This is a genomic window from Nitrospira sp. Nam74 (assembly GCF_965152615.1).
Map to the genome: position 1 here is coordinate 4,767,618 of NZ_OZ224220.1, position 18,112 is coordinate 4,785,729.

At 55.8% G+C, this 18,112-nt stretch carries 20 protein-coding genes and 1 pseudogene; 8 read left to right on the forward strand and 13 right to left on the reverse strand.

Annotated features, from left to right (window positions below):
- The first annotated feature begins 27 nt into the window (after nucleotides 1–27).
- Together ACWHYZ_RS22495 and ACWHYZ_RS22500 are read left to right on the forward strand one after the other, a co-directional pair.
- Nucleotides 28–396 (forward strand): response regulator, encoded by a 369-nt coding sequence (locus ACWHYZ_RS22495; protein ID WP_447984900.1) that lies wholly within the window; start codon nucleotides 28–30, stop codon nucleotides 394–396.
- A 68-nt stretch (nucleotides 397–464) separates the two neighbouring features.
- Entirely contained in the window at nucleotides 465–1,028 is a 564-nt protein-coding gene (locus ACWHYZ_RS22500) for a HugZ family pyridoxamine 5'-phosphate oxidase (protein WP_447984901.1), read from the forward strand.
- On the opposite strand, the gene ACWHYZ_RS22505 is transcribed toward ACWHYZ_RS22500, so the two are convergent.
- A complete protein-coding gene (locus ACWHYZ_RS22505) occupies nucleotides 1,014–2,009 on the reverse strand; it encodes a chemotaxis protein (protein ID WP_447984902.1) in 996 nt (331 codons plus the stop codon). The two genes, ACWHYZ_RS22500 and ACWHYZ_RS22505, sit on opposite strands and share 15 nt — an antisense overlap.
- A gap of 389 nt (nucleotides 2,010–2,398) precedes the next feature.
- Between ACWHYZ_RS22505 and ACWHYZ_RS22510 the strand changes: the two genes are divergently transcribed.
- Nucleotides 2,399–2,692, forward strand: a complete 294-nt coding sequence (locus tag ACWHYZ_RS22510) for an RNA recognition motif domain-containing protein (protein WP_447984903.1) — start codon at nucleotides 2,399–2,401, stop codon at nucleotides 2,690–2,692.
- A 449-nt stretch (nucleotides 2,693–3,141) separates the two neighbouring features.
- Here the strand turns inward: ACWHYZ_RS22510 and ACWHYZ_RS22515 are convergent, their stop codons facing one another.
- Complete coding sequence (locus tag ACWHYZ_RS22515; RefSeq protein ID WP_447984904.1) at nucleotides 3,142–4,293, reverse strand: sensor histidine kinase; 1,152 nt, start codon at nucleotides 4,291–4,293, stop codon at nucleotides 3,142–3,144.
- Between the two features lie 240 nt (nucleotides 4,294–4,533).
- On the reverse strand, nucleotides 4,534–4,983 hold the full coding sequence (locus ACWHYZ_RS22520) for a hypothetical protein (protein ID WP_447984905.1): 450 nt from the start codon (nucleotides 4,981–4,983) through the stop codon (nucleotides 4,534–4,536).
- Between ACWHYZ_RS22520 and ACWHYZ_RS22525 the strand changes: the two genes are divergently transcribed.
- Nucleotides 4,982–5,194 carry a hypothetical protein gene (locus ACWHYZ_RS22525; RefSeq protein ID WP_447984906.1) on the forward strand — a complete coding sequence of 71 codons (213 nt, stop codon included), beginning with the start codon at nucleotides 4,982–4,984 and terminating at the stop codon, nucleotides 5,192–5,194. The two genes, ACWHYZ_RS22520 and ACWHYZ_RS22525, sit on opposite strands and share 2 nt — an antisense overlap.
- 846 nt (nucleotides 5,195–6,040) lie before the next feature.
- Here ACWHYZ_RS22525 and ACWHYZ_RS22530 read toward each other — a convergent pair.
- The 8 genes from ACWHYZ_RS22530 to ACWHYZ_RS22565 all read right to left on the reverse strand — a co-directional run bounded on the left by ACWHYZ_RS22530 (nucleotide 6,041) and on the right by ACWHYZ_RS22565 (nucleotide 11,274).
- Nucleotides 6,041–6,265 carry a hypothetical protein gene (locus ACWHYZ_RS22530; RefSeq protein WP_447984907.1) on the reverse strand — a complete coding sequence of 75 codons (225 nt, stop codon included), beginning with the start codon at nucleotides 6,263–6,265 and terminating at the stop codon, nucleotides 6,041–6,043.
- Between the two features lie 147 nt (nucleotides 6,266–6,412).
- On the reverse strand, nucleotides 6,413–6,643 hold the full coding sequence (locus ACWHYZ_RS22535; RefSeq protein ID WP_447984908.1) for a hypothetical protein: 231 nt from the start codon (nucleotides 6,641–6,643) through the stop codon (nucleotides 6,413–6,415).
- Nucleotides 6,644–6,802: 159 nt separating this feature from the next.
- Nucleotides 6,803–7,858 carry a FecR domain-containing protein gene (locus tag ACWHYZ_RS22540; RefSeq protein ID WP_447984909.1) on the reverse strand — a complete coding sequence of 352 codons (1,056 nt, stop codon included), beginning with the start codon at nucleotides 7,856–7,858 and terminating at the stop codon, nucleotides 6,803–6,805.
- A gap of 152 nt (nucleotides 7,859–8,010) precedes the next feature.
- On the reverse strand, nucleotides 8,011–8,742 hold the full coding sequence (locus tag ACWHYZ_RS22545) for a hypothetical protein (protein WP_447984910.1): 732 nt from the start codon (nucleotides 8,740–8,742) through the stop codon (nucleotides 8,011–8,013).
- 41 nt (nucleotides 8,743–8,783) lie between these two features.
- Nucleotides 8,784–9,530, reverse strand: a complete 747-nt coding sequence (locus tag ACWHYZ_RS22550; protein ID WP_447984911.1) for a hypothetical protein — start codon at nucleotides 9,528–9,530, stop codon at nucleotides 8,784–8,786.
- Nucleotides 9,531–9,895: 365 nt separating this feature from the next.
- Nucleotides 9,896–10,030 (reverse strand): hypothetical protein, encoded by a 135-nt coding sequence (locus ACWHYZ_RS22555; RefSeq protein ID WP_447984912.1) that lies wholly within the window; start codon nucleotides 10,028–10,030, stop codon nucleotides 9,896–9,898.
- Nucleotides 10,031–10,493: 463 nt separating this feature from the next.
- The gene (locus ACWHYZ_RS22560; protein ID WP_447984913.1) at nucleotides 10,494–10,835 is read right to left on the reverse strand and encodes a hypothetical protein; all 342 of its coding nucleotides are present in this window, start codon (nucleotides 10,833–10,835) and stop codon (nucleotides 10,494–10,496) included.
- A gap of 34 nt (nucleotides 10,836–10,869) precedes the next feature.
- Nucleotides 10,870–11,274: a hypothetical protein gene (locus ACWHYZ_RS22565; protein ID WP_447984914.1), complete on the reverse strand. Its 405-nt coding sequence runs from the start codon at nucleotides 11,272–11,274 to the stop codon at nucleotides 10,870–10,872.
- Nucleotides 11,275–11,606: 332 nt separating this feature from the next.
- Here ACWHYZ_RS22565 and ACWHYZ_RS22570 point away from each other — a divergent pair, with 332 nt between their 5' ends.
- The 4 genes and pseudogenes from ACWHYZ_RS22570 (at nucleotide 11,607) to ACWHYZ_RS22585 (ending at nucleotide 14,460) form a co-directional block, all read left to right on the forward strand.
- Nucleotides 11,607–12,074 (forward strand): CBS domain-containing protein, encoded by a 468-nt coding sequence (locus ACWHYZ_RS22570; RefSeq protein ID WP_447984915.1) that lies wholly within the window; start codon nucleotides 11,607–11,609, stop codon nucleotides 12,072–12,074.
- A 313-nt stretch (nucleotides 12,075–12,387) separates the two neighbouring features.
- Nucleotides 12,388–12,672, forward strand: a pseudogene (locus ACWHYZ_RS22575) (DUF3391 domain-containing protein); the annotation flags it as partial.
- A 52-nt stretch (nucleotides 12,673–12,724) separates the two neighbouring features.
- A complete protein-coding gene (locus ACWHYZ_RS22580) occupies nucleotides 12,725–13,627 on the forward strand; it encodes an HD-GYP domain-containing protein (RefSeq protein WP_447984916.1) in 903 nt (300 codons plus the stop codon).
- 227 nt (nucleotides 13,628–13,854) lie between these two features.
- Nucleotides 13,855–14,460: a hypothetical protein gene (locus ACWHYZ_RS22585; RefSeq protein WP_447984917.1), complete on the forward strand. Its 606-nt coding sequence runs from the start codon at nucleotides 13,855–13,857 to the stop codon at nucleotides 14,458–14,460.
- A gap of 93 nt (nucleotides 14,461–14,553) precedes the next feature.
- On the opposite strand, the gene ACWHYZ_RS22590 is transcribed toward ACWHYZ_RS22585, so the two are convergent.
- On the reverse strand, nucleotides 14,554–16,113 hold the full coding sequence (locus ACWHYZ_RS22590; RefSeq protein WP_447984918.1) for a PAS domain S-box protein: 1,560 nt from the start codon (nucleotides 16,111–16,113) through the stop codon (nucleotides 14,554–14,556).
- A complete protein-coding gene (locus ACWHYZ_RS22595) occupies nucleotides 16,110–17,774 on the reverse strand; it encodes a hybrid sensor histidine kinase/response regulator (protein ID WP_447984919.1) in 1,665 nt (554 codons plus the stop codon). Before ACWHYZ_RS22595 ends, ACWHYZ_RS22590 begins: the two co-directional genes overlap by 4 nt.
- Between the last annotated feature and the right edge of the window lie 338 nt (nucleotides 17,775–18,112).

An 18,112-nucleotide genomic window follows, 5' to 3' on the forward strand; every position in this document is an offset into this window, starting at 1 on the left:
GGAGTGACACCGGAAAAGGCGGCTCATATGTCGAAGCGCATTGTCGTGGCAGATGATGATCCCGATATGGTCGCGTTCATGACGCTGCCCCTCACGAAGCGCGGCTATGAGATCGCCGCCGGCGTAAATGGTCAGGACGCCTTAGAGCTGGTACGGCGTCACCAGCCTGATCTTGTGATCTTGGACGTGTGCATGCCATTGCTCGATGGACTGGACGCTTGTCGGCAGCTGAAAGACGACGAGGAATTGAAGCATATTCCAGTGATGCTCATTACTGCCACCGCGTCGTTGCTTCCCGCGCCCGACGTGTTGTATGCCTTGCAGGTCGAGGGATATCTCATCAAACCGTTTCCCGTGCGGGTGCTCGTGGAGAAGATCGAGCAGCTCATCGGATAACACGGCGGGCCGAATCAAAGCCCATTACTACACACCACCGTTTAACATTACGGAAGGTAAAATCGCTCATGCATATCGAGGCTGAAGTTCAATCGCTGCTCCACGCCACACGGGTGGGCATGCTGGCCACCATCGGCGAAGCCTTCCCGCTGGCATCGGCGGTGCCTTTCGTGTCTGTACAAGGGTGGACCGATCTCCTCTTGCACATCAGCACATTAGCGGCGCACACACGGAATCTGCTTCGCGACCCACGCATGTCGCTTCTGATCATGGAACGCGACGGGCCGGAGAAAAATCCTCTCGCCCTGAAACGACTCATCTTGCAAGGAACGGCACATTCCCTCGATCGGGAATCCCCGACGTATGACCTATCGGCTCGTCAATTCACCGAGCGTTTTCCCGATGCGACCGTCACCCTGGCTCTCGCGGACTTCCAACTCTGGCAACTCAACATCCAGTCCGCCCAGTTCATTGCCGGTTTCGGGCGCGCCTATACCACCGCAGCAAGTCAGCCGGGTGTGTGGGAACACCAAGGTCGGCGCGAATCAAGGCCGAAACGTTTATCGGCGCTGCCGACAGCCGGAGGAGTGCCTAGTGCGTCTCTGACCGGGTTGAAACTATGGAATGTGTGAGAGAGCGGCGGGCTGGTTCAGCCGAGGTGTCGCGCCCTCGGCACAGTATTTTAATACAACCGCGCTCAGTTCTTGCGGATCGAACTTACCGACATAGTCCGTGGCGCCGACGGCTTTGCCGTGTTCACGATTGCAGACGCCGGTGAGCGACGAATGGAGAATAATCGGGATATCATGGAATCGTGCATCGGCCCGGATGCGCTTTGTCAGCGTAAAGCCGTCCATGGTGGGCATTTCGACGTCGCTTAACACGAGATAGATGATGTCCCCCACAGCCTTGTGCTGTGCCTCAGCTTCGTCCGCAAGATGAACGAGCATGTCCCAGGCTTGCTGGCCGGTGGTCGTCTCAATTCCTTTGACGCCGAGGCGCGCAAGCGTCTTGCGAATCTGCGTGCGGGCCACCGCTGAATCGTCAGCAAACAGGACCCGTTTGCCGGTCAAGGCCGTTGGTGCAGCCTGCACCTGCTGTACAAGCGCATCTTCATGTTCCGGCATCAGGTCGCTCAATATCTTTTCCACATCAACGAGGAGCACGGTCGTGTCCGCATCGATCTTGGCCACCGCCGTAATGGTTCCGGGTTTGAGCTTATTTTGAACAAGTTCCGGCGGCGGTGCCACCTGACTCCACGACACACGGACGATCCGGTCGACATGCCGTACATGGAACGCCTGAACATTCCGATTGTATTCCGTGACGATGAGATGGTCGGCTTTGCCGTCCTGGCGGGGAAATTCCGGAAGGCCCAGCACGTTCCGAAGATCAATCACAGGCAGCGTCGTCCCGCGCACGGACAGCAGCCCTTCAATGCGGGCGTCCGTTTCAGGCAGGCGGGTCAAGACCGGCAAGGAAAACACTTCTCGCACCTTGAAGACGTTGATACCGTAGATCTCAGCGACACCCATGGAGAACAGTAATATTTCAAAACGGTTGGCGCCGGCCAGTTGCGTGCGGGCATCGATCTCTTGAATGAATGATGACATGTTCAGGCTCTGTTGTTGTATCGGAAGGCACGTCGGCGATCTTAAGATTAGTGCGTATATCCGCACACGTACGTGTTCCTCCGATACGGAGCTCGGTTGTGGCCTACGATCTTATGAAGCAGTCTGCGCACTTACGATGCCTCATGGTTTCGCGCCTCGAAGGTCATCAGCCGAATAATCTAGAAGCACTATATCATCCCCGGTCCCCGCTCTATTAGTTTGTTTGTCCTAAGCACATGGCCGACAGTCATGGTTCCGTTTGATCCTATTTTGCACCTAATACGTCGGGTGTATAAGGATCATTATTAACAGCAAATGGCGGCAGTGCAGTCGAGTATTGGGATGACGGCCTCCCTCCTTCGATTGGTCGTCCCTATTGTGAGGTCACGATGAACTTGTTTGTAGATGGCTTGCCCGCCTGGTTCAGCAGTGAGGACCTGGCTGATTTGTTTAACAACTTTGGAACGGTCTTCAAAGCCGAGGTGGTAAGGAATAAAGAGGGGAGCTCGCTGCAATTCGGGTTTGTTGCGATGGGAACAAGTCGAGAAGCTTATAGGGCCATGGCTTCCCTGAACGGGTCAACCGTCAGGGATCATCTTCTCCTCGTCATGCCGGCTGAAAATCAATGGTCCCCGGGTCGCGCACCCTATTCGACTCAGGATAAGCCGTCGTCTTTCGCGTAGCGCCTTCCACGAAGGAGACGAAGGGCTCCCGAACCTGTCCTATATCGCTTGGCGCTCGAGTTGGCGAAGCGTAGCTGTGCTTCTCGCCTAATGTCGTCCAGCTCGCATTGAAGGCGATCCAGTTCCCTCTCGAACTGATGCCAATTCGCGCTGCCTGGGGTAAGCACGTGTGCCTCCCTGTTTCGCTGTGGTCGAGAGAGGGTGCGGGATCTCACATAGACGTGAGCCATCGCAGGCATGTCACGATCCAATCGAGACTCGATGAACAACAACCCCAATACATCCATGTTTAATTCAGGAATAATTCTGAGCTCCGAGAAACGTAACAGGCGAATATGAGCGGAGGATTAATTAAAGCTTAGAAATCTCTAAGGCAGCGGACGATCCCATTAGGAAGTTGGGAATTGCGGGTGAACGAGGCTCGACCGCGGTCAGAGCAAGCCGCGGTCTCACAAACTATAAGGCACCTGTTCCGGCGCTGTCTCCAATGGAATGGCCGACTGAGTGACCGGGAAGGTGAGGACGAAACGGGCGCCCCCGGCAGGACTACTTCTAACTTCGATGCGACCGCGATGCGCATGCATGATGTTCGCGCAAATCGAGAGACCAAGTCCGAGGCCGACACCTGAAGGTTTGGTCGTAATAAACGGTGTGAAAAGGACATGAGCAATCTCCGGCGCAACGCCTGGGCCTGTATCGTCAACCTCCACGATCACCGATCCATTTTCTTGTCTGCTCGCAATCGTGATCCGTTTGATCGAGGCGTCGCTCATCGCGTCTTTGGCATTGAGTAAGAGATTCACGAGCACCTGTTCCAGCTGTGTTTCGTTGCCCTTGATAAACATGTCGACGGGGGAACGGGTGAAGGTCGCCGTAACGCTGGCGAGTCGCAGCGGGTCTTGAACGAAGCTCAGGGCCCGGTGGATGACGTCGTCTATGCAACACGGGTGCTGCGGAGCTTCGCCTCCTCGTGCGAACACACGCAGATGGGAGACAATTTCAGCCGCACGCCTAACCTGCCCCTGAGCCTCCTCGATCGCAGACGTGACTTTCGCATAGTCGAGCTCGTCAGTGCGGGCAAGGTCCCGCAGCATACTCAGATACAAATTCACGTTGTTCAGGGGGTTATTGAGTTCGTGCATGATGCCTGCCGCAAGCTGCCCTATGGTCGCCAGTTTGCCCGCATGGATGACTTCCTGCTGTTTCTGCCGCACGATGCGCTCCCGCTCCGTTGCCTGCTGCAGGAGCATGGCCAATTGATCCGACAGATGTTGCCGAGAGTCGAGAAACCACACCAACACTCCTGCCGCAAGCACAAAGACAGCAAGACGGGTGGCATCATCCGGGGCAGCGATTCGAAACGAGTACACGGGTGGAAGATGAAAAAAGGCGCTTCCAAGGCTACCGCTAACGACACCGACGAACCCGCCGATGCGCCGGCCGTACCAAGCGCTGATCGCGACGGCAAGAAGAAGCGGCAAGAATATTACGCCCGGCAGGATCGGAAGGATCGTAGAGGTGAGGCCAAGTGCACAGGCCACTGCAAAGAGCGGAATACCATAGCGGAAAATGAGTGGAGGGACTCGCCCCGCCTCCCGCATGATGTAAAACCTCCTTGCAAATCACTACCATAGGTCGCTACGACGTGGTAGGGACGTGCGCCCCCTTCATCGGACGGCAAAAAACTGCGCAAGCAAGGGATAAACGAATCTAGTATATCTACTGGTTCGATTCAAATGACGTAGTCCCGGGGTCGGCCGGGATGAGCTCTGCAGGAGTCGGTTGGGCGTCGGACGTGGCAGTGCGGGTATGGTGAACTCCTTCGGAACTCGCGGCGAGACTTAGGACGCCTGTGAAAGCGGCTCAGGCGCACGCCGCGCGACATGGGAGGAGGGGCCGTTGGAGTGCGGTGAGACCGTCCGATAAATAATCAGTTTGGCGAAATGGCGAAACAACTTTGCAGCCACTTTTGGCTGCTCAGTAATGAGCGACTCCACATTGGCCTGGCTCAGGACAAGAGACACGCTGGGCATCAAGGCACTCACACTCAATAGAGAAACGTGGGCGGCCACGACGGACAACTCATTGAGCACGTCGCCGGTTGTATATCTCCGGACAATAGTCTTGCCGGTTGCATTGATGGCTTTCGCTTGCAGCACACCACTCATCACAAAGAGAGCTTCATGGTTGGGATTGAAGGAGAGCCTTTCGCCGGGCGCCGAGCACAGGCTGCGTCCATAGCCTTCTAAGACAAGAAGCTCTTCCTGTTTCAGATCTTCGCGAAAGTCCATGAAGTCCTCCATGTTCTATGCCGGCACGCCGACCCGACTCGCGGGCTTATCCTATGGCACGGTCCATGATCTTGACGGAATCTATCTCATCATCACCCGCGAGGTGATCATGGAGCAGAACCGATATGGTCGCACAGGCTCATGCATCCATCTACAGCGAGAAGGCGGGAAGAGAGCGAGCCTACGTTCTGGAAAGTACTTTGCCAAATGATAGTCCCATTTCCGTGCTGGCGCAGACGCTCGCGCTACACTTACGAGTCCTTCAGAGCTGCGATTCACGCGACCTATGCGATCAAAAGCCTCAGAGAATCTTCGCGCGGAACACATTTTTCACTTAGTGATGACCACTATTGTAAGTATGTATATATACGTTATTATGTCAATGGTCATAAGTACCTTGGCGCCGGGCATTAAAGTCCACTAAAAATTACATCAGGTGTGCAAAGCATGTACGTGGGAAGTCCCTCGCCACCACGTCTCACAGCTATCACCTTAGTGGCGAGAGACGGATGTCAGGGTCCGCCGGGTCTCCGGTCTATGGATAACGATGATGTGAGAGGAGTCAACGTGAAGATTCAGCGTCGACAGATATTGAGCGAACCGTTCATGGATGGTCGCCTCAACATATTGAAACTTCACACCGAATACACTTGGCGGGCCCCATCGAACAACCGCCACGTTGATCTTGAGAGGCGCATCAGGCAGCGACAATAGCAGCGTCAGATACGTGTCCGGCCCATGCATGACGATTGGGTCTGAGAGCCTTTCAGTGAAAGATTGCTCGCCATTCCATGGCCATCCATACGCCGGAGAAGAGACCCGTGAGTGATCTGAGATCGTGGATACGCACGTGGAGTCAATGTTGCAACAGACATCGTCTCGGGTGCTCGAACGTTGCGCCTTTTTCTGTCACGTCCTGCGCGACTTGCCGCGAGGACTCAGCCGGAGAACGGCTTGCGCAGAGCCGTCTTCAGGACATCAAATCCTTTGGTCGTCACCGTCTCAGCGCCATCCGTTCGGATGAATACCTGTTCGGGGAGTATAGCGCGCTCCTTCCTCATCCTCCGGCAACGGCCGACTCCTGAAGCAGGACGACGGCATCGTCCGAAGGCGCGGCGATTGGCAGATGATGTTTTTGCAAGGCTCGATGCATGACGATCTGAGCATCAAGGATGTTGCCGCAGTTAACACATCGCCACATCACACACTCCCGTAAATCGACGCCCGCCAGGACATTGTATCGATCAGCCAGCAACAGCCCCTGACATCGTTCGCAGTTCATGATGGCCTCCTTGTTCTCAATGGGTCCTGCCATAAACACTTCAAGAAGCACACCTGGGAGAATACCCGAGCAAGGTATTGATATATTGAGGAGTACCCAGGTGGCAGCAAGAAAAAGACTCCCCCGAGAGTCGTCTCACGTGAGACGTCATGAGACAACCGATGACAAGCCGCAATCCTGGATGTAACCGAGCGTGGCGGAGGGTTTTCCCGGCGGGAAGGTGATCCATATCTCCGTAGCCGTTATTGACTGAAATTCTGCGCGAGCAGCCCCGGCTTGCTCAAGCGAAAGGGGAGGCATGAAGAAACGCTGATAGGCGGAAGGGAGCGTGACGATGAAGAAAGCGGTGATGTCCTCAGACAGCAAAGATTCGAACATGGCGCCGAACTCCTACGCCGTGCTCAACGCACTTGAGGAAGGCCGACACCCCCTTTTGGCTGTTACACCGATGGAATTCCCCGACACAGGAATTCCCCGATCTCATGGCGAGCCCGCCGCTATCGTTCAATCCCATCACGTGGAAATGTTCATCATCCTTCAGCGTCGACGGACTCCTCCCTGTCCATTGCCGTTGACTTGACCGTTTCCCAGCAGTGAGTTCAACAGTTGGCCCGTACTAGAAAGGGCGGCCGGGACCGTTGCGACAGTCGACGGCGCTAGACCGGGCGCAGGCGAGACAACCGGTGAGACGCTTGCAGGTAGGGAGGCTACAGGAGCGGGCGCGGAAGTGGGAGGGGAAGCTGGGCTCAGGCTCGCCACTGGCGCTCCCGCGGTTGCCGGAGATATCGCACTCTGTCCGGCATGTAAAGCCGCCGCTGCAGCGCCGGAGATCACGGCAGGCGGCGTAAACAACATGGGAGCGAATGAAGAGATACTGGCAAGGATCTCCTTAGCGGGTTTCTCGGTCGGCACATCTTTAAGCTCAGTCGCTTCCACCACAGTTGTCAGAGCTGGAAGATGCGACTGCGACACAAGGCGAGGATGCTGCGCCGCATCTACAATCGCAACTTGACCAGGCCTCACCGTGACCGATGCGCTATCTACAGTCAGCAAGATGCTGCCTTCCGGGCCAAGATTGAAGACGCCGGAAGATGCGGGTATCCCGCCGACCACTGACCCGATTTGACTTAGTTGTTCCCCCGCCCACATTATAAAATACGCGCCCTGCGATACCATTCGACCCATTGGAGTCTGCACCGTGATCCCGTTCGCCGCACCGGGTAGTGGACCGACATTAACTCGGATAATACCTCGCTCGCAGATCAGCCGCGCCTGTTGCGATCCTCCAATAGAAAATTGAGCGAGCTCAACGCGGCTATTTTCTCCGATGGTCAGAAGGATATCCTGCGGAAGAAGCACCTTCACACGCGAGGCAAGCTGCGTTTCAATCACGTCATGGGGATGCACCTGCCCATGAAAGCTTACCAACTGCGGCCGTGCATTGCCCGCTCGGGCGACAAATGCCTGACCCTCGACTGTTAACACGTGCCCCTGCCGGCTCTCGTCAACTCGGGCCCAGCCAAAAAACGGGAAGAACATGACGGTGATGAATGGAATGGTCATGAAGACCAATAGGCGGTGCGCGATAGCCATGACGTCCTCCTGTGTAGGATAGCCTAGGTACAATAGCATAGCTATGCATGATCTAGATTACTGTAGACTAAAGCAGCGGTGCAGCGTGGGCGTACGACTTACTGACGATGCACTGGCCCGTCAGTTAGGTTGAAGCAGACACATCATGCCTGTTACGGCAGATGGCGAATGGTCAGATCAAGCGGGATGAGTGGTCCTCCGTTTGCGGACATGGACAGCGCCTCAAGGGCTCTTCCGTGTTGGTTCTCCGTTCCATACCCTTCAACGGTCACCTGAGTTCCTACTTTAAACGACCGCCGAAATTCCACACTGACATCCGGCGGTAACCGCACTTGCGTGCCATCGGAGAGGACCATTCCATACACCTCGCCACTCAATGGACTGTAGAGCAGGACCCGGATGAGACCCTCAACCTTTAGCGCCGTCATGGCCAAGCGATCCAGCGGTAGTGCCGGAAGATCGAGACGTAAAGGGACAGTAAAGCGAGTGCCGGTCGACTCATTGGAGATCACATTGGGAGTGACGACCTGATTGCCGTTTTTCCGTATGCCTTCCACCCGGATATGGTCCCCCGGCTTGATCGCCTTGGTGAAATCCGCCACTGAGCGTGACGTCACGTGCATCTGGGTTCCGTCGGTTAACAGTATTCCCTCGACATCTCCACGCGGATCCATCAGATACCGTTCTACGATGCCGTCAGCCACGAGGCGTTCGTGCTGAATCGGCGCCCTTTCAGCAGATGCTGAACCCGCCAAGGAGACCGAAGGGTCCTGCAACGCGTTACAGACACCGGCAGACATGCTGACGATTCCCAGAATGATGCCGAGGCGGCTAGAGCTGGAGGTGGACACCAGTGGGTGGCTTGTCTTGCAGACCCTCATCATGCTGCCCCTTGAACTCGAATGCTCCATCAAGGCGTGGCCCGCTACGGCTGCTTGCTAAGAGCCTGGCGGAGGGCGCCCAAGGTGTTGTAGTTCTCGCTTGGAACCACTCCGTACGATGCGGCTTGTTCACCGGTGCGCGTTCCCAGCATATAGACTTTCCATCCGGCCAGAGGAAGACGATCGTCGAAGGTCGGCGTTCGTGGGTCCCTTTGCCAAATCCCGGCAAACTTCAGCTTGGTGGACTTTTTCTTTTTTTGTTTTGATTGCTCCGGCGCAAATGAGAAGGTAAAGTCAAAGCCCACTTTCCCTGGCGCAAGCGGGGTCGCCCGGCCGACCACGCTCCACGGTGGTGAAAAATACCCTTTTGATCCGGTCGTCCCAATCCGTATCGGGTCCTTTTTTTCCTGAATGGCCATCTTCTCGTGGCCCGGCACAGAACCCGGCCCATCCGGATAGGCTCGCCCTAAGATGTATTCCACCAATTGCAATTGAAGACCGGCCCGATCCAATACCTCGAGCTCGCCTCCGCTAGGCAGCTCGCCGCCAGACACGGCCACTGCTTTTCCCCCAACGAGCAACAGTGTCAGAGTCGTGACTTCGTTCTTCTCCTTCGCCTCCTGCCGAATCAAGATGTCACCGCCCGACCCTATCTCCATCGTCGTCAACGACTGTCCGTCGAATCCACCCGGGCGGAGCTTAATGCGATTGCCTTGCAGCCATTCGTCTTGCCCCGCCTTCGCGGGAAACGCCGACATCATGCCAATGGTCTGGATCAAGACTGCCATCACACAGACCTTCCTTAGCTTGCCCAACACGTTGCACGAAGCCCAAATTCCACCGTTATTGAGAGTCATCGGTCATATGCCCCTTGCTGCCTTGATGAAGAGTATTGTTGTCCGACTGCACATCTTATGAGGATCGGCATGCGTCAGTCAAAATCAAAAACCCGTTGTCAACAGAGTGGGAGGACGAGCAATGAGAAGACGTGCGGGTTGAAGGAAAAGTCCAGCAGTATAGCGCCTGACTGATCGATGGTGACCATCCGCGTCTGCAGGTTGCCGGCGACGTCGGTACTCAGGTCTCCCCATCGGGCGGAAAGGTCTGCACTTTAAGCGGCTGCCGCGCCAGCCACTCGGTGTATCCCACCTGCAAATCATGAATCGTATCGATTCAGCGTGTGTTCCTGGTACCCCGTCAAGATCTCGCCGGTCTGAAGTAACTCTAAAATGCCCTTCGCCGTGCGATGGAATTCCTCTATTCTTTCTTCCTTCTCGCTGATCGTCATCATAGCGTTGTCTCTTTCCGGCAGTGAAGCAAAGTCCATTCGGCATAGCAAGAAGACCTCGCACTTATCCCCTTAGACTAATATAGGATCAGACCAAACTCCCTAACGCTCTGACAAGCTCAATGATTCCACAGGGAATGCAGGCGGAGGTAATATGCCTTACGCTGCCACCAGGACAAATCGGACAACTACTGTGGCGGTCGGGTGAGCGGCTCTCTACATACAGCGCGACTCGCCGCCTCCCACCTACCGAGTAGGATTCATACCTCGGAAGAATGGGACTGATCTGCGGGGGTAGCTATTTTCTGAATGGGTTTGAGTGCAGCTTGCGGCGTTCCAGGAATGCACACGACTCGCCTGGCTTTACTATCCCTCCCGGTCTCTCAGGCCGTACTCGCCATACCAGTACCGGCATGGCGAGTACGACGGGCGCGGGGCATTTCGGCCATAACCATCTTGTGGTTTGCTACTTGCCCTCGCTTGATTTCGGCATGCGGGTCTTGTCTTGTATGGATGGTTTGGCTTCCATGCCGGTGTCAGATCCCTCCATCATGCTGTTATCCTGAGAACCCCGGAGACGCTGAGCTACATGCGCATCCTCCGAAGAGGCGCCTTCGAGAGAAGACTGCTCCAGAGTGAGGCTGAGTTGTCCCGGGTCATTCGCCAACGCTTGATTTGTCACTGGAGACGTATCTTTCGATGCCGGGTACCCCGGATGCTTCGGAAGCAAGGCGGGATTAGCAAAGGCAAGCGAACCGAGACACCCGACACCCAGAAGCACTGCGAGCATGGCAACATACCGTTTCATGATCACCCTCCTTGAGCAAAAAATCGTCATGGCCTCACCCCGGACGGTACGAGGAGTCACCCGGACCACCTATAAGTGGCACTGCCGTCGCAAACGCCGGATCGTGTGGTTGTAAACCAAGGGCAATCCAATAGAGCGCGTGCGCGGCAATGCCGTTGATCCCATGTGCCTGCGACCGGAGCATCGTGAAAAACTCTTCCATTGCGGTAGCGATCATGCGTGAATCTCCATGAGTGATGCCCTGTCCGACGACATTCAATTTCTCAAGGTACGGACTCCAGTCACCCTCCGGATAGAAGGCTTGGTAGATGGCGAGGGTATCGCGTAACTCATCGAGCCAGAGTTGTCCGGCAAGAGCGCCTCCACTCAGCATGAGCCACAGTGCGATGAACGCCATGATACCGATCAACCAAGGCTTATTATTATGTGTAAGAGCCATAAATGCCCCCTTCTGTGGCATACAGACTCGTTGATGGGAGTGCACTGTAACTCGAGCCGCATCATGCGCCCATTCCCCGGCTGGATGATTTCCTTTCACCTTCATGGGTGACCGGATGCCCACCGCATCATGTCCGCTTTCCTCTAAATTGCATGGTGCGCATGGTGTCCATTCGCCGGTATGTTCGCGCCGTTTTTACAGCAGCGTGAGACTAAACCCTACGTGACGTCAGACGAATTGGACGAGAATTGCAGCCGATATCCCATTGCCGGTAGACGCGTACACCAGCAATCGTGTGAAAGCTGACCAATCTTGCCGCCTAGGAGGTGACCATGGCGAGGGCAGAATCAGGCGCAAGCCGGTTATTACGAGAGGTGATGACGACGAGAGTCACGACTCTTTTGCCGACTGACACGGTGCAAAGCGCGGCTCAACGAATGAAAGCATTGAACGTCGGATCGATTCCCATTTGCGAGTGTAATCAATTGGTGGGCATGCTGACGGACCGCGATATCGTTGTGCGGGTGATCGCTGATCGGCACAATCCTGAGACGAAACAGATCCAGGACGCCATGACCCGACAGGTGGATTATTGTTATGAGGATCAAGACGTGGACGAGGCGGCGCAGGTGATGCAAGATCGTCAGATCCGCCGCCTACCAATCATCGATCGAGACAATCAATTGGTGGGCATCGTCTCGCTGGGCGATTTAGCCGTGAAAACCAACGAAGAAAAGACAATGGCACAGGCGTTGGAACAGATTTCATTACCCGCCGAACCCCGAAGACAAGTGGGATGACGGACAAGCGCTCACGTTGCACCGGCGGAGTCTCCTCATGACGCCGCCCCCCATGACTTTCCGCGCCAATGGGGGGGTCCCTAATGATAATTAATGGCGGGACGCCGCAACCCCCCCAGATAAATGGCGATGGTCGAAAGGTGGACGGCGTTGATAGGTTGCACATCATGTCGGCCGGATACTTACCGTTCCTCAAGACCCGTTCCGTTCCAGCCGATATAAGGACATGTATAAGTACATGTTTGCTCAATTCTTTGATACCCCGGCGAAGCTGGGGTATACCTCCATCGCATTCGGCTCGCTACGGATTGGGATGCAGATTTGGATCGATCTGCCTTGGTATAAACATCCGTTTCCTAAAAACCGGTTTAAGATTGCGACGCCGAAACAGCTACAGACCATTCGCAGCCTCAAGTTAGATTGTTTGTTTTACCACCCGGCTCTGTCTGATCCTGAATCGACGATTGCGCCGGATGTCCCCTCATGTTCACGTCTCTCAGGGCTCCACGCGTTAATCGAAGATCCGGAGGTACACTCATCACCCTCTGGGTCCAAGCCACCGGGGGCGCCACATCTTGCGTTACAGCAGGCCAACACTCTGTACGGACAAACCTTGCGCCGCAGCCGAGAAGCGCTCAAACAAATCGCAGATGGGCCAGACCGTTGGAGCGGCAGGAGCCAGGACCATCGTGTCGCAGTTTACCCAGCAGCTCCTCCAGCCAGAGGCATTCCTCGGCATGGCCGACGTCATGCATTTAAGCGGGATGGATCACGCACAGGCCGTTCATGGGGTGAACACGTGCCTACTGTCCCTCCTCGTCGGACGGGACCTGGAATTGTCCACGAACGAGTTGACCCTGCTTGCGCTCGCCGGACTCATGCATGACGTAGGTGAACATCGTCTACAGTCATCCATTCGATTCAAACGCGAGCCGCTGACGAGAGCGGAACTCAAGGTGTATCAATGCCACGCTGTCTACAGTAAGGACCTCATTCTGGGGCTGCCAAGCATCCCGCCGGAAATCGCCGGCATTGTCGAGCAGCACCATGAACGTCTTGACGGGAGCGGTTACCCGCAGGGGATATCTGCCGCACAGATTCATCCGCTCGCACAAATCTTGGCCGTTGTGGACGAATACCAGGACCTGATTAATCCTCCATTCATGCACGACCGGCTGCAGCCGAATCAGGCGCTGTCCGAGCTCTACGTGAAGCGGCAGGCATCGCTGTCGATCAAGGTGATTACCGCCCTCGTCAGAGTACTCAGTGTCTATCCCCCCAGCACGCTGGTAGAACTCTCGGATCGCTCAATCGCAGTCGTTGCGAGCGTCAATTCAGCAGACCGGCTCCGCCCCATCGTCCTGGTTTATGAACAGACTGAACAGGAGCTGGAGACGCGCATCGTGGACCTGGGGAACCAGGCGGACCTCAGCATTGTCCGCATGGTCCAAATAGGTGAACTCCCGCCCTCCTTCTTGAATCGTATTGCCCCTGCAGAGGTCCTCAAATTTATGCTCGTCGCAGAGATGCAGCCCGAGGGGCAGAAGCGCTAATGGGCCTGCAGCTCTCTCCGAACGGCACTCTTCCCTTCGAACTCATAGATTCTTTCTTGTGTACGATCTATCCAACACTGTTTTATTTGGGAGACAGCACGAACGGTACCGCCCGGTTATGAAACCAAACTTACTCACGGCGTATATACGCATTCATACTCAGATATATTCAAATAGTGCCTCGTGGCATATGGCTTGCTCAACCCTCTGTCAAAAGGGAGGGCATCATGCCTCGACCACAACCAACGCCTTCGTTCAACACACAGGTAGTGGGTCTCATGGTGTTGCCGCTCGCATTCGCCGCCTGCACTTTGACCGGAGAGGTGGCCGTCAAGGTTGAGAGCCTCAGTCATCAGGTGGTGCCGATCACAGGAAAACGTCTCTTCGTGGATTTGAATGAAGGGGCTGCCAATCTGTTTCGCGAAAATGAAATCGCGACAAAAATCATGCACACGCTGGCGGCAAGAGGATACGCCCAGGCCACGACGCTGGCAGATGCCGACTATCGTGTAGAGTTTTCCTATGGGTTTCAGAAGCTCCAAAAACCATCAGGCGGAGGCCCAGCGGTTCTCGTAGGCAGAGGAGCAGGGACCGCGCCGCGCTATAAAGGCCAACTGACGCTACGGGTCTTTTCCATTTCGAATCCCTCTCAACCGCTCTGGGTCGGAGAGGCGGACGGAAGTCAGCAGAGTCCGCATATGCACAGCATGATCGACTATCTCATCGCTGCGGCCGTCAACCATCTCGGGGAAAATATGTCCCGGCCCGTCTCGTATACCTTCAGTGAGACGGACGCTGTGTCAACCGGAACGGCCCCCCTCTCCGACGAATAGGAATGCACATCAACCGCGCTCAAACTGGAGATCGTTCGCCAATCAGAGGCAGCAGTAGCAACCATTCACGATGCGCGTTCCTATCACGATAATTTATCTATTGGCAGTGATGTCCTCTGCCAGTCCCGCCAGCCGATATACGTTCCCGGCATGATCCCGTACTGGAAAAGCGCGATCCCGAATCCAGCGAATCGTTCCGTCGGGACGAACGATCCGATATTCTTCGCAGTAGTCGCCGGCGACTTGCTTCGTTAACGAGGCCATTCTGACTCGCTCCCGATCCTCCGGGTGAATCGCATCGAGCCACGATTCGGGCGACGCGTACAGGCTGGCACACGACCGCCCCCAAATCTCTTCGTACGCCGGGCTGACATACAGAATCCTGCTCTTTTCCAGATTGCTGAGCCAGAACACTTCACGAATAAGCTCAATCAGCTGACGAAATCGCTCCTGGCTCTCGCGCAGCTCGTGCTCTGCGCGTTTGTATTCCGTAATGTCACGGACAACGGCCGACGCACCGAACACTTCGCCGGCCTGATTTTTCAAGGGCGATACCGTCAGGCATACGGCAAGCAGCCTTCCATCCTTTCGTTTCCGAACCGTCTCCATGGCCTCAACCGCTTCCCCTCGCGCAATGCGCTGGAGAACAGACTCCAGTTCATTGGGACGGTCTTCAGGTAAGAGCATCGAGACCTTACGGCCTTGTACCTCCTCGGCCGTATACCCGTAGAGACATTCAGCGGCCCGGTTCCACGTGACAATAATGCCGTCCAACGTACCGCTCACGATCGCATCGTTCGAGAATTCAACAATAGCCGCTAATCGGGCCCTCGCTTGTTCGGCCTGCTTGCGCTCACTGATATCTCGAATGATTCCGCTATAAAATGGCTCCTCCGCCGTGCTCCCTGTGCCGATTGACAGTTCGGCCGGAAACTCTTGTCCATCCTTTCTCAACCCATACACTTCGATGGTCCGTCCGATGACCCGGGCCTCACCGGTCGACTGCAACCGTTCAAATCCCGCTTGATGAGCAGCCCTAAAGCGGGACGGCATGATGATCGTGAGCGGCTTTCCGGCGACTTCTTCATACGTATAACCAAACAACCTTCGGGCGGCGTCATTCCAGAACACAATATCACCGCGTCGATCCGCGAGAATAATGGCATCATTGGCTGTCTGCACTACGCTGTGAAACCGTTCTTCACTGGCACTGAGATCGCGCTCGACCCGCTCGGCCTTCACGGCTAACGCCTGCACGCCGATGGCTCGCTGCAGCACGGCCAGCAACTCCTGCGGATTGTAGGGTTTAATGATATAGGCAAACGCCCCTTTGCTGAGGGCCCCGACGGTGTCTTCCTCTTTCGTATAGGCGGTAATGATGATAATGGGCAGTTTCGGATCGATCTCTTGCAGGCGCTTCAGCACAGTGATCCCGTTGATGTCCGGGAGGCCGATATCCAACAGAACGGCCCCATAGTGTCGTTGTTCGACTAAAGAAATAGCGCCGCCCCCAGTGGAAACCACGTCCGTGCGATACCCCTTGTGCTGAAGAAGATCCTGAAGTGCACAGGTGATATCGCGCTCATCATCGACGATCAAGATCGAGGAGCTCGACTGTCGATCAGGAACGGGAGTCTGAGATTCCATAGTCATTGGGGCTCTGGGCGAAGGGGAAACCGCTGCTCTTGGTGAGGGGTCGCCGGCATAGGCGGCAACCTGAAGACGAACTGACTGCCTTCGCCGCAGGTGCTCTCAACGCGTATCTTTCCGCCATGCAGCTCAACGAGGCTTTTCGTAATCGCGAGGCCAAGCCCGGCTCCGCCGCTTTCCGATCCTATCGTCGGCAGTCGGTAGAATCTTTCGAAGACCTTGTCAAGCTTGTCGGCCGGGATGCCGGGTCCCGTATCGCGCACCGTGACTTCTACACCGCCATCGTCACTGGTGGCCAAGCTGATGTCGACACGTCCGCGCTGTGGCGTAAACTTCACGGCATTCTGGATCAAATTGGCCAGAATCTGAAAGACCCGATCGCGGTCTGCCTGGATGGCCGGGAGGTCTTCGCTGTGGCTCGTGACCACGATCATCTTTTCCCGGGCAAGGCTCTGCAGGCCCTCCACAACTTCTTTCACCACGTCGGATAACATGACAGGGCCCACGCGTAACGTGAGCTGACCCGCTTCAATACGGGCTAGATCAAGCAGACCGCTAATCATCCGGGTCAACCGGTCGGCATTATGTTCGATACGTGTGAGGTATGAAACCGCCTTGTCAGGCAAAGAGCCGGCGACACCGGCCAGCAAATTGTTGGAATAGCCCTTAATGGCGGTCAAAGGAGTCCTGAGCTCATGGGAGACGGTGGCCACGAAAGCGGACTTGAGCTGATCCAGCTCGCGCAACTTTTGATTGGCGGCTTCCAGATCACGAGCCCGCTCTTCGGCACGCTGTTGCATGCGCCTCTGCTCCGTCAGGTCACGGGTAATCTTGGCAAATCCGCGTATTCGGCCCGTGTCATCCTCCAGCCTGGTAATAATGACATCCGCCCAAAACCGGTTCCCGTCCTTCCGGACGCGCCATCCTTCATCCCGAACACGTCCGGCGGTGCGTGCGACAGACAACAACCGCTGAGGTTTCTTTCGCTGAAGATCAGCCTCAGTGTAGAAGAGGGAGACCGGCTGCCCTATGATCTCGTCTGCCCGATACCCTTTCATGACTTCTGCACCCATATTCCACGTCATGACCCGTCCGTGAACGTCGATCATGAAGATCGCATAGTCCTTCACCTGCTCCACCAGCACGCGAAAGCGTTCTTCGCTTTCGTGGAGGTTGAGCTGAGCCGCCTGCCGTTCAGCCATTTCACGCTGCAGGCTCTGGAGTGCTCCTTCCAGGTCTTCTGCCCGGCGCTGCAACGTCGCTCGGTGCTGCTCCAGATCGCGCGCCAGGTGACGCAGATGAAGCGCCCGCCGCACCAGTGCTACAAAGTACCCAGGCTCGATGGGTTTCTGAATGTAGGCGTACGCGCCGCCGTTCAACGCGCTGACGGCCAAATCATGATCGCCATACCCGGTCACAAGGATGATGGGAGTGTTAGGTCGAAATTGTGAAATCCGGCGTGTCAGCGCAAATCCATCCATTTGCGGCATTCTGATGTCACTGATAATCACGTCATAGTCATGTCGCTCGGACAGAGCAATCGCTGCGGCCGCGGACAGAGCCGTATCACACTTCATGTCTGCGAAGTGGGTTTGCAGAAGTGCGCAGACCGCTTTTATACCACCCGCATCGTCGTCCACAATCAGAAACGTGACCGTACTCATGAAGACAACCGCTGATGCTGGGTAAAGCACGGGCATGCGCCCAGGCACACTTCATTCCCTTTTACTATCGCACTTCGTTCTTCTCGTCACAGTCGAATTGAATCTAATACAATCATTCTAAATGTCTTCCATCGCTGTAGGCGGGTCGCGTAGTTGAAGCGTCAGAGGGGGGAGGTCTGGATTCCGTAGGGTTGTTCTTGGAAAGCATGAGGATTGTCGGCCATTAGGACCGATCACTCTCCTCGTGCCCTACGCTCATGACGCATCACGCCGACAGTCAGCCTGGTGGCGTGCACGTATGGTTCTTTTGGCAAGGGCGTGCGGCAATGATTCGGCCA